11 protein-coding genes are annotated in these 12,316 nt (G+C 36.0%); 3 read left to right on the forward strand and 8 right to left on the reverse strand.

The window, feature by feature from the left end; translation table 11 throughout:
- Positions 1–81 precede the first annotated feature (81 nt).
- A complete protein-coding gene (locus AC4BC7_RS11475) occupies positions 82–1,014 on the forward strand; it encodes a LysR substrate-binding domain-containing protein (protein ID WP_490502913.1) in 933 nt (310 codons plus the stop codon).
- A gap of 45 nt (positions 1,015–1,059) precedes the next feature.
- Here the strand turns inward: AC4BC7_RS11475 and AC4BC7_RS11480 are convergent, their stop codons facing one another.
- The 3 genes from AC4BC7_RS11480 to AC4BC7_RS11490 all read right to left on the reverse strand — a co-directional run bounded on the left by AC4BC7_RS11480 (position 1,060) and on the right by AC4BC7_RS11490 (position 3,789).
- Entirely contained in the window at positions 1,060–1,608 is a 549-nt protein-coding gene (locus AC4BC7_RS11480) for a hypothetical protein (RefSeq protein ID WP_490502914.1), read from the reverse strand.
- A gap of 183 nt (positions 1,609–1,791) precedes the next feature.
- Positions 1,792–2,682 (reverse strand): EamA family transporter RarD, encoded by an 891-nt coding sequence (gene rarD / locus AC4BC7_RS11485; protein WP_207941575.1) that lies wholly within the window; start codon positions 2,680–2,682, stop codon positions 1,792–1,794.
- A gap of 147 nt (positions 2,683–2,829) precedes the next feature.
- Positions 2,830–3,789: a tRNA dihydrouridine synthase gene (locus AC4BC7_RS11490; protein WP_490502915.1), complete on the reverse strand. Its 960-nt coding sequence runs from the start codon at positions 3,787–3,789 to the stop codon at positions 2,830–2,832.
- Positions 3,790–4,023: 234 nt separating this feature from the next.
- Between AC4BC7_RS11490 and AC4BC7_RS11495 the strand changes: the two genes are divergently transcribed.
- Positions 4,024–5,037, forward strand: coding sequence for an NADP-dependent oxidoreductase (locus tag AC4BC7_RS11495; protein ID WP_490504430.1), 1,014 nt, complete (start codon positions 4,024–4,026; stop codon positions 5,035–5,037).
- A 7-nt stretch (positions 5,038–5,044) separates the two neighbouring features.
- On the opposite strand, the gene AC4BC7_RS11500 is transcribed toward AC4BC7_RS11495, so the two are convergent.
- From AC4BC7_RS11500 to licT, 4 genes are all read right to left on the reverse strand, one after another.
- Positions 5,045–5,737, reverse strand: coding sequence for a type 1 glutamine amidotransferase domain-containing protein (locus AC4BC7_RS11500; protein ID WP_490502916.1), 693 nt, complete (start codon positions 5,735–5,737; stop codon positions 5,045–5,047).
- A 5-nt stretch (positions 5,738–5,742) separates the two neighbouring features.
- Positions 5,743–6,069, reverse strand: coding sequence for an ArsR/SmtB family transcription factor (locus AC4BC7_RS11505; protein WP_207941528.1), 327 nt, complete (start codon positions 6,067–6,069; stop codon positions 5,743–5,745).
- A 142-nt stretch (positions 6,070–6,211) separates the two neighbouring features.
- A complete protein-coding gene (locus AC4BC7_RS11510; RefSeq protein WP_490502917.1) occupies positions 6,212–8,110 on the reverse strand; it encodes a beta-glucoside-specific PTS transporter subunit IIABC in 1,899 nt (632 codons plus the stop codon).
- A gap of 130 nt (positions 8,111–8,240) precedes the next feature.
- Positions 8,241–9,089 carry a BglG family transcription antiterminator LicT gene (licT, locus tag AC4BC7_RS11515; protein WP_207941530.1) on the reverse strand — a complete coding sequence of 283 codons (849 nt, stop codon included), beginning with the start codon at positions 9,087–9,089 and terminating at the stop codon, positions 8,241–8,243.
- A 338-nt stretch (positions 9,090–9,427) separates the two neighbouring features.
- Between licT and AC4BC7_RS11520 the strand changes: the two genes are divergently transcribed.
- Entirely contained in the window at positions 9,428–10,477 is a 1,050-nt protein-coding gene (locus AC4BC7_RS11520) for a serine hydrolase domain-containing protein (protein ID WP_490502918.1), read from the forward strand.
- A 64-nt stretch (positions 10,478–10,541) separates the two neighbouring features.
- Here the strand turns inward: AC4BC7_RS11520 and AC4BC7_RS11525 are convergent, their stop codons facing one another.
- On the reverse strand, positions 10,542–12,095 hold the full coding sequence (locus AC4BC7_RS11525) for a PTS sugar transporter (protein WP_490502919.1): 1,554 nt from the start codon (positions 12,093–12,095) through the stop codon (positions 10,542–10,544).
- Between the last annotated feature and the right edge of the window lie 221 nt (positions 12,096–12,316).

Here is a 12,316-nt window from a genome sequence, read left to right on the forward strand (position 1 = left end):
GAATTGTTAACATTAAATCAAAATAACTACGATAAACTAAAAGAAACAATCAATTATTCGAATTTTTGAAAGGATGTTTCGATGAATTACTTTAAATTACATGTTTTTTGCAAATTATGTGAACGCAAAAAAGGCGCAACCGTCGCCAAAGAACTCGACATTACCCCTTCTACAGTTTCTTTTCATATTCAATCATTAGAAAAAGAACTAGGTATTCAATTGTTTTATCGAAAAGCCGGGCATTTCATTCTAACGAAACAAGGTGAAGTCGTGTATCGTTACGCGCAACGCATCATCAATTTGCAAGAAGAACTTATGTATTTTGCTAAAACTAGTCAGCAAGGAACACGTGGCCTGTTCCGATTAGGTGTCAGTGGACTCGCAAATCAAATTTTTTTACCAGAAATTATCCATCAATTTTCAACCTTATATCCACAAATACGCTTATCTGTGGTTTCTGATACCTCACCAGAAATCGAAAAATTAATCGCCAGCTTTCAACTAGATTATGGTATTCTGATTGGCTCTCCTAAAAAACATCCTGATTTAGTTTATGAAAAACTTGGCACTGACCAACTCAAATTGGTTTTTGGTATCAATCATCCGTTTACAAAAAAAACAGTCATTACCAAAGCAGATATTTTGAATCAAACACTATTGTTCCATGAAAAACAAAGCTCGAGTAAATCAATTCTGGAACAATGGCTAGATTATCCCATCAAAGAATTAAATGGTATTGAATTGGATTCTGTCACCTCAATGAAAAAAGTATTGGAATACGGGCAAACCGTTGCTTTCATTTCAGAGTTATTAGTTCAAGAAGAGCTAACTTCTCAAACGCTAGCTAGTAGAAAACTAGCTGATTTAGGCTTAACTCGCACAATTTATCTCGTAAAAAACAAATCTTTCTTTGATGATACCATTAGTTTAAACTTCAAAGAGTTACTAGGTAACATCGTGGTAACCCCACAGCTACCACCTAGCATAAAAACAGAAGAAACTATTGATATATAAGCAAAAAAACTCCCTCGATAATTTTATACCGAGGGAGTTTCAAGGTTATACCTCGTAAACATTATCCATACTACCTTCCACATCTACAAAGTAATTTTTGATATTTTCTCGTTCATGATAGACATTGACCTGCCCATTTAAGTATGGTCGGGGATCATAACGTAACGTGCGACTTTTAAAGAGATAAACATCCCCATTTTTTTCTGTATATGAACAAGTCAGCAATATTTGATACTGATGATTAATTTGGATAGAGGAGTAACCAATCTCTAAATTTTGACAAACCAACATTTTTCCATTTTGCTTTAACTCTTCCGCTCGTTGTTTTTTGCGCCATTGAATAATAAAAATTGTGGTACCAATGATGATTAAAATCAACGCTGGTGTTCCAAAAGCAAATAGGAAAATCCGACGAAATATTCGCAAATTTTCCTCCGTATATGGTTGTCGTACACCATTTAACGTGAAATTAAAATTATCTGAGCTAAAGGTGACGACTTGCATAATAACTGCTGGAATGAAAAATACTACCCCCATTCCACCTAGTAGATAACTTACCCAACTATAATTGACATAAATACTTTTCTTTCTCATCACACCCACTCCTTTATAATTTATTATATCTATTGTACCGTAGTTTTATCATAATTTGGAGAGAAGCGGTTACACGTATGAATAACGATAAGCGATACAATGCCCTAAATAGCAAACCATCCGAATGCTAGAGGAATTGCTACTCACTCTAATCATCCGGATAGTTTATCGTGTTACTTCTGCTTATTTCGCTAATTTCCTTGTTTTCATTACGGTACGAGTGGTTCCATAGGTAAAGACGATAATTCCTAACCAGATAAATCCAAACGCCGTAAATTGCGCCAGAGAGTACGTTTCATGAAATAAGAAAACAGCAAACAATAACATAATCGTGGGATTAATATACTGAATAAATCCTAACGTAATGTAAGACGTACTCTTTGCTGCTTCCGCAAACAATAGCAATGGAATTACCGTTACTACCCCTGCTCCCATTAACAAAAGATTTGTTTGAACAGAATAATGCATAAAACCAATTGGTGAAACGAATAAAATATACAATAAAGAAAATGGTAACATAACAAACGTTTCCACCGTTAATCCTGTCATCGAACTGATTGGGATACGTTTTTTAATTAATCCGTAAATACTAAAAGAAAAAGCCATAATGAGAGAAGAATAAGGTACTTTTCCTGTTTGAATGGCAAGTAAAACCACGCCAATTACGACCAAACTACAAGCAATTTTTCCACTACGGCTTAATTGTTCTTTTAACACTAGTGTTGCCAGCAAGACATTGACCAAAGGATTAATGTAATAGCCCAAACTAGCTTCCATAACATGTCCTTCACTAACTGTAAAAATAAACGTGAACCAATTAATTGAAATCAATAGTGCAGCTAAAATCATTAAAAATAAGTAGTTCTTATTTTCCCATAAACGTTTTAATTCTTTAACAAATTGTGACCAGCTTCCACTCAGCGCTAAAAAAGCAATCATAAAAATAAATGACCAAATAATGCGATAACACATCGTCGCAAGCGGCGAAACATCTGTGAGCAATTTCCAATATAGCGTAATGAACCCCCAGAAAACATAGGCGCCAATCCCAAATACTATTCCCTTATTTTTCATACTATCTTCTTGCCTTTCCATTAACCGAAAAGCAGCTCCTCCTCATTGAATTATATCTATTATAGCGGAAAACTTATTTTTTTATAGTATTTTCTGAAAAAATAAAAAAACTGCTTTTCTTTTTCTGAAAAGCAGTTCATATTTTACTTATTGAATAAAAAATTCATCCAAAATGGTGCGAACTTCATCCGTGGATTTCGTATTCATTAAACGTACTCGTAAATCACTCGCTCCAGGAAAACCTTTCACGTAAATTTTAAAGAAGCGATGTAATCCAACGATAGAACGTGGAACCATTTCAGCATATTGATCTTGTAAATCAAGTTGTAGACGTAACAAACCCAGCAATTCTTTAGAAGTATGCGCTTTTGGTTCTTTTTCAAAAGCATAGGGATTTTTAAAAATTCCACGACCAATCATCACGCCATCAACGCCATATTGTTCCGCTAACGCCAGTCCTTTTTGACGGTCCGGAATATCACCATTAATCGTAATCATTGTTTGCGGTGCCAAACGATTGCGTAGTTCCACTATTTGCGGAATCATCTCCCAATGTGCATCGACTTTACTCATTTCCTTACGCGTACGTAAATGGACAGATAAATTGGCAATATCTTGTTGCAACAAATGCGTAATCCAACCTTCTAATTCCGCCGTTTCAGTAAAACCAATTCGCGTTTTTACACTAACAGGCAATCCCCCTGCTTTCGCCGCCTCAATCAATTCCGCTGCCGCTTCGGGACGTCGAATCAGTCCACTTCCCTTACCGCGATCGGCAACATTTGGTACAGGACACCCCATGTTGATGTCAATTCCCTTGAAACCCATCTCTGCCATACCAATACTCATTTGACGGAAAAATTCTGGGTTATCCCCCCAAATATGCGCCACCATGGGTTGTTCATCCTCAGTAAAAACTAACCGCCCACGTACACTTTGAATGCCATCTGGATGACAATAACTATCCGAATTCGTAAACTCCGTAAAAAAGACATCTGGTGCCCCTGCTTCTTTCACCACATGACGAAAAACCACATCCGTCACATCTTCCATTGGCGCCAAAACAAAAAATGGTTTTGGTAATTCCGCCCAAAAATTATTAGTCATTATATACTTCCTTCCATCTACCCATTTGTAATTTGTGGGTTCTTCCGACTGAAAACATGGTTATTATACTAGGAATAGATGGGAGATGCAAAGGTCGGGATCGAATCGGTTAGTTCTTATTTTAAAATTCCAGTTTCATTGGTTGACATTTTTAAACCAATAAATTAAAATTCATTTATCAAACGGTTTAAATAATTAAACCATAATTCGGAGGAATACAAATTGAGAACAACAATGAATGCCGCATTAATTAAACACTATAAACAAGATTTACCCACTATTGAACAAGTACCTATGCCAAAGATTGGGGCTAATGATGTTTTAATAAAAATCGTTGCAGCAAGCATCAATCCAATTGACTTAAAAACAAAAGATGGTGGCTTAAAGATGCTTCTAAAATACGAAATGCCGTTGATTTTAGGAAGTGATTTTTCAGGTATAATTACCGAAGTCGGTGCTGCAATCACAAACTTTAAGGTGGGTGACCCTGTCTATGGCCGTGTTCAAAAAAATCGTATTGGCACTTTTGCAGAATATATTGCAGTCGCTCAAGGCGATATTGCGATTAAACCAGCTAATTTAACATTTGAAGAAGCGGCTGCCATTCCACTCGTAGGATTAACTAGTTATCAAGCTTTACATGATATTATGAAGATTAAACCCAACCAAAAAGTTTTAATTCAAGCTGGTTCTGGTGGTATTGGAACAATCGCCATTCAGATTGCTAAGATGCTTGGTGCCTATGTTGCAACAACAACTAGTGCCAAAAATTTTGAACTAGTCAAATCACTTGGTGCAGATCAAGTCATTGATTATCAAACAGAAAATTTTTATGATACGCTGCATGATTATGATTATGTTTTTGATACTCAAGGTGGAAAAATTCTTGAAAATGCTTTTAAAATCATTAAGCCTGGTGGCAAAGTTGTTAGTATTTCAGGACTACCAAATGAACGTTTTGCAGAAGAATATCACCTTCCTCTTTGGAAAAAACTAGCCTTTCGCTTAGTGACACGTAATTTAACAAAACTTGAAAAAGCTGCTCAGGTAGACTATCATTTTCTATTTATGAAACCAAGTGGGAAGCAATTGGAAACGTTGCGAACCTATTTTGAAGCTGGGACCTTGAAACCAGTAATCGATAGAATCATTCCTTTCTCAGAAATTGCTGATGCTTTTAATTACTCACATTCTGGTAAAGCTAAAGGAAAAATCATTCTAAGAATAAGTGCTATTGAAAAAAGCTAGGAAATCTTTATAAAAGATTTTCTAGCTTTAATTCGTTAATTAAGAGTTTGGCTACCGCTTTGACTGAAAATGGATTTTGACCAGTGATAATCCGCCCATCTTTGACAGCATATTCACTATAAAAACGTTTCTTTTTAAAATTTGCTCCATGTTTTTTAGCTACTTGTTGATTTAAAAATGGTACAACTGATTTTTTCCCAGCGATTATTTCTTCAGTTGTCGTAAACCCTGTAATGTTTTTTCCAGAAATGACGTACTTTCCTCTTTCATCTTGAATATCCAATAAACCAGCAATTCCATGACACACAGAAGTCAGATAGCCCTTATTGTTATAAATTGCTAAAGCAATTTTTTGAAGTTGCGTATCTTTCGGAAAATCCCACATCACACCATGACCACCTGTATAATAAATAGCGAGATATTCTTCAGGATTAATCTGACTGGGTTTTAAAGTATTAGTTAATGCACGTTGAACAAAATCTTCACTTTCATAAATTGATAGAATAGACTCATCTGTATATTTCATGCTTCTAGGATCAAGAGGTACAAAACCGCCTTTAGGACTGACATAATCGACTTGTATGCCGACTTTTTGCATTTCTTCTACAAATTCTGTCGCTTCTCCTAACCATAGTCCAGTTGGTTCCTTTGTTCCTTGATAACGAGCAACATTCGTTTCCACAATCAATACTTTTTTCATAAGAATCACTCTTTCACCATAATTTGTGTGACACTATCTAATAATTTTTTCAGTCTTTCAATTTTTTGTGTTTCGTGAGTTAAATAATAATAATTTTTAGTGCCTTCACTATGATAATCAACAATGTTTGCCTCTTTTAGAATTTTCAAGTGATGGGAAACAGCTGGGCGAGATAATTTAGTATCTTCGGTTAATTCCGAAACACGTACACCTTTGCACGCACCTTCTTCTAATAAACGAATAATGATTGCTTGTCTTTTTTCATCACCTAATGCAATCAAAAAATCACTGACTTCTGAAAATTCTTTTTTTAATTCAGTAAAATCTGCCATATTCCAACCTCGGTTCATATTTTTAAACCATTAAATCACTAATACGTAAAATTGTCAATAATCACGTCTAATCATGCCTTTTTTCATCAAAAACCCCACATTTACATTGCTAGTAAATGTGGGATAACTGAGTGTATTTGATTTAATTTGCTAATATCGCTGTCGTCAACAAATCTCCTTGCTTCACTTTCGTCTCGTCTGTTGCAATGATATCTGCATAATCGGGTGTATTTGTTACGATAATTGGTACTTGTGTACTGTAACCTGCTTTTTCAATTTCGGGAATATCAAAGCTAACTAATTTATCGCCTTTTTTCACAGTATCTCCTTGTTTCACAAATGCTGTAAAATATTTTCCTTCTAATTGAACCGTATCAATACCAATATGAATCAATAGCTCCATCCCAGCATCTGAGATAAGACCAATAGCATGATTTGTTGGGAATAATGTCATAACCGTTCCGTTAAACGGCGCCACGACCTCCCCTACGGTTGGTTCAATTACGATACCTTTTCCCATAATTCCTTCTGCAAATGCCGCATCTTTTGCTTCGTTCAATGGTAAAACCGTTCCTTCGATTGGTGCAAAAATATCTTCTTTCGCTAATTTCTTTTTAGGAGTATTAAATGAACTTTTTGCTTCTTCTTTACTCATTGCAATAGTTGGTTCATCATCTTTAAAACCAATTAACCAAGCTACAGCAAAACCTGCTACCAAAGCAATCGCATCTAAAATCATGCTATAAATAGCTAATTTAATATCACCATCAGGAGAAATTGAACCTGTATAACGGAAAATACCTAAACCGCCCAATTGATACGCTTGAACACCTAATGCCATGGCTGCTGCTCCCGTAAACCCACCTACCACACAAGAAGCCCAAAACGGTTTCTTTTTAGGTAAAGTGATACCATAAATTGCTGGTTCAGTCACACCAAAAATTCCTGAAATAAATGCTGGAATACTTAGTTCCTTTAATTTTAGATTTTTTGTTTTTAACATTACTGCTAAAACAGCTCCTGTTTGAGCAAATGAAACACTACCACTAGGTGTTAATAACGCTGTCGGTTGACCTTGAGACAATGCAATGATGGCAAATGGAATCAATGCCCAGTGCATACCAAACATCACCAAGATTTGCCAAGAGAAACCTAGAATGGCACCGTAAATAATTGGGTTGAATGTTTGAACAGCAATTAAAGCATTACCCAATGCATCAGAAGCAATATTCATAACTGGTCCAATTACCATAAATGTTAATGGAATAGTGATTAGTGCCGTAAAGAAAGGAACCAAGAATAATTTCACTACATCTGGAATAATTTTTCTCAATTGTTTTTCAAGAAAAGCGGCAAAAGCCGTTGCTGCGATAATTGGCATTACCGTAGAACCATAACCTGCTGCTGGAATTGAAAATGGAATACCAAAAAAGTTTAATCCCCCTGCTTCAGCAAATTGACCTGTAATAGAACCATCAATAAATCCTGTATAAACGAGACTAGATGCAATCATCATCCCCACAAAAGGCGAACCACCAAATTTGGTCATTGCTGTATATCCAATGAAAACTGGTAAGAATAAGAATAGACCATCGCCCATTGCATTTAACACTGCATACGTTGATGTTGCTGCAAATTCAGCACCTAATGCGAATGAAAGAATAGCAGCTACCCCTTTTAACATACCGGCTGCCGATAAAGGTGCTAAAATCGGTTGGAAAATACTTGAAATAATATCTACAAATTGGTCAAATAAATTACCTTTTGGTCCTGTATTCGTCTCTGGTTCTAGTACACCCAAGACAGCATCAACATCTTTACGTACATCTGGCACATGATTCCCAATAACGACTTGGTATTGTCCTCCAGATTGCATAACTGTCACAACACCATCCATATTTTTTAATACTTCTGTGTTAGCTTTGCTTTCATCTTTTAGTTTAAAGCGCAAACGTGTAATACAGTTTGTAAGAGAATTGACATTCTCTTTGCCACCTACTTCTCTTACAATATTTTTTGCTAGTTGTTCATATTTTCCCATAATATTTTGCCTCCAAAATTAATTTTTTTGTTTTTTAATCTAGAGGTTTCGCCAACTGAATGTAACGATCCTAACCCGTCCATCGGGTGTCTCTACTCCTTTCATTGGTTGGTATTTTAAGAGTGTTCTCTTATTTCGTTTTTTCAATAATACGTGCAATATGAATAGTAATGTACACTTGTTCGTCTTTAGAAGCTTGATAGTGCCAACGCGTATCCAGCAATTCAACAACTTTCTTAGTCGCTTCAAATGCTTCTGGATATTTTTTATTAATTAACACAAACAATTCATTTTCTACCGCATCTTCTTCGATTTCATCCAATCGGGCATTTAATACCCGTTCTGAGAAAAAGCGTAAATGTGTAATAAATCGTTGGAAATAAATATCATTTTCGGCAAAATTAATTTTCAAGGTATATTTAATTACCGTTAAAATTTCTTCAATCATTTGAGTTAGATTAATAGCGGCTTCATTAGTTGAATCTATTTCGGCATTGACAATGTGTAACGTTAAAAAACCAGACTCATCATCGGATAATTCAATACCCATTTTTTCATTAACAAATTGAATCCCTTTACGAGCAATGGCTAATTCTTCTGGGAAAAAACGTTTAATATCCCAAAGTAGAAAATTTTTCATTTGAATTCCTTTTTTTGCTCGTTGAATAGCCGTGTGTAAATGGTCAGCAAAAGAAATAAAGCTTGTTTCATTAAATTCTTTATTCAATTTTTTTTTCGCATAATTTAAAATATCAAACGCAATGGCGATTACATCTTCAGGAATTTCAGAAAGCATTTGTTCAATACGAATCGATTCGACTTGATTTTTTATTTCAAAGACTTTTTCAATACGACTTTTATCGACTTGAAATCCTGGCTTTTTCTGAAAACCTAAGCCATTTCCCATTAAAACAACTTCTTTTTGGTCATCATTTAGTGCCACCACTACATTGTTATTCAAAATCCGTAGAATTTCCAACCATCTCACCCTTTTCTGGATTCAATATTATTGAATAAAAAAAGACCTAAACGACAACACAAGAAAGTGGTCATTTAGGTCTAGCTTAACTCAATAATAACTATCCTAGAACAAAGATACTACTTTTAGAAAGCGTTGTCAACATTGTTTTATAAGTGTTCATAATTATTTTCGTAAATTTACTTATTCTAAAAAAAAAGGTTCTTAACAAAATGGAAAGCGTTTACCAAAAATAAAAAATATGTGATACTATTTTTATAAATAACAAAGGTTGGTGAAATCCAATGACAAATTAATTTTGTTGCTCCGTTACTTTCGTTCAACGAATGGAGAAAACGATGTCCCAAAATAAAAAATTACAACAACTTTTTATGAAATTAGATGATATTTATCAAAAAACAAACTATAACGGTGCTTATGGGATTGTTACTGCCAATGAGATTTTGCATACAAATACAAGAGGTTTCAGCAATTTTGACACTAGCTCCCCTTTTGAATGTACAACAAAAACATGCATCGGTTCTTTAACCAAACAATTTACAGCGACTGCGCTATTGCTACTAGAAGCCGAACATAAACTTAATTTAAACATGACTCTTGCAGAATTTTATCCTAACTATGTGTATGCAAAAGACATTACTCTCATTCAAATGATTCATATGACGTCAGGAATTCCTAATTATACAGATGTCATTTACGAAGAAAGCTTAAAGAAATCGGCTGAACAAGATATTTCTGAGCAAATGGCACATTTCATCGCCACTAAAACACTCGATGAGGACAGCACCCCATTGGCAAAAATTTTAGAAAAACTCAATGTCTTCCCCTTGGATTTTCAACCAGGAAGCAAATTTGCTTATAGCAATACGAATTATGGCTTGTTAGGAGAAATCATTACCAAAGTAACTGGCAAACCATTTAGTCACTATTTTGAAGAAAAAATTTTCAAGCCATTAAATATGACTGCTACTTCTACCACCTCGCTTGATTCGCAAGCAATTAGTTATCGCTGGGTTGATGGAAAACGCCAACGGTTCGAAACCGGCTTACTAGATTCAGCAGACGGTGGGATGGTGTCTACTTTAGAAGATATGATGAAGTGGCTACAAGCCATCTTAAAGCAACAAATATTGTCTACTGCTGAATGGGAACGCGCCTTTACCCTTTGCCACAATCACTATGGATTTGGCTGGATGACACTCGATGACTGGTATTATCACGGTGGCGAATACCTCGGTTTTTACGCCGAAATATTTATTCATCCAACAACCAATATTGGCAAAATCATGCTCTACAATTTGGAAGCAGAAAGTGAATTAGACCAGCTTTCGATGGATGAGCGGTCTGTTTGGCGAGAGGCGTTAATTCAGTTATTCCAAAATAATTAAAAATACGAGGGCTAAATAATTTTTATTTAGCCCCATATTTTATCTAGCATCACTACTAGTGACCCTATCTACTTTTCTTCTCACCAACATTCGCCAACAAAGTAAACACACAAGCCATAAGAAACGCACAGACCATCACAATGACTGTTGCCACTAAGTTATCATTCGACATTAACGGAGCCATGAATGCCGGAACATAGGCTGTTGTGCGAACGTTCAAAAGCCCGACAAGAGTGCCTGCTAAGGTTGCTGCTAAAATAGTGCCTCCGAAAACTTTTTTATTCGAAAACATAAATGGATAGGCGGCTTCCACAAATGTACCAAACAAGAGATTAATAAAAATATTAGCGATTGCCGTTGGACGATCGCCTGCATTTCTTGGTTTGATAATGTAAGCTAACTGAATGCCAGCACAAACAATCACTAAACAAACCATATCAATTGCTCCTAAAAAGCTAAAACCGGTTGCTTCCATTTCTAATAGAACAATTGGTAAAATTGCTGCATGATAAACCCCACCAATAATCGCAAACCAAATAAGTGCCCCAGCAACAGTGCCAGCTAAAATTGGATTAAACGCTAAGACAGCATCAATCGCCTGTTTAATCCCATTTCCAAGCGTTAATGCTATTGGCGATAATAGATATTTCCCAACTAAACCAGCCAATAATCCCGCAAGTCCACCGGCAGCAATATTAGTGGTCGTCCCGGGTACACCATGTTTAAAACAAAAATTACTGATATAATACACTAAAATCCCCGCAAGAATCCCGACAGCCATCCCACCAATGATTCCGCCATCGACTGCTAACGCGCCAGCTAAGACACCCGCAACAATTCCGACTTCATCCATTCCTGAAATTTGTTTGGCTGCAATGGTTGCGACAATGACCGGTAAAAAGCCAACTAATGTCGTGAAAATATCTTCCAATCCGGAAAGCCCCGGTAGTTTACTTAAAGCTAGACTCAACGCCATTCCAATAAAACCCGGCATTGCCGCCATCATAATTCCCCGCAAGCTAATCCGTTTAAACACATTCGTTTCAAGTTGTTGATTGCCTGCACTCCCAATGACCGGCGTATATTTTAACTGCCATTCTTTTGCAAAAGCGGAAATGGCTGAAATAGCTCGTGTACGATTCGTAGTACCCGTTGTTCCTGATTGTGCAATAATTCGTACGCCTAAGCTAGCCGTTTCGGCCATGGAGGTTCCTCCCGTACCCGCTACAGGAATTTTCATTGTTGCCGCAGCAGATAATGCTTGATTATTGACACCTTTAGGATCACAACTCAAAAGCATCAACCCATCAATTTCTCCATTTAAGATTCGTTGCGCTAACTGTTGATCCGTCATTTTAGCTTGCTCATTAATTTCTGATAGTTTTTGCTGCTTGCCACTGATTAATTGTCCCACTTCATCAAGGCTAAACAAAGCGGCAGCCATATCCATAGAAATTTTGTCCATACTACCTTCTGTTAAAATAAACTGAATAGCAGAAACTTCAATACCTGCCGCCTTTGCTTGAGCAAAAATTTCGGCCATCATTTTTTGTGGATCAGCCCCACCTTGTGAACGTAAATTTCCACCACTACTCCCAATTACTGCAATTTTTTTCATATAGCCCACCTGTCTTTTTACTTCTCGTTTTCAACCAAAAAACGAGAAAAGAAAAAATATTCTGATAATTATAACTAATATTCATTATAGAATTTACCCTGACAGAATGAAAGAAAAACTTATTAAGTACACGATAGAATAGAAAACTCCCGCAAGAAGAAGCGTTTACAGGATTTTCTATTCTATTTTTCATGAATAAAATGATCATCTTTCAAGCGATA

Source organism: Enterococcus sp. AMC1623 (assembly GCF_058216495.1).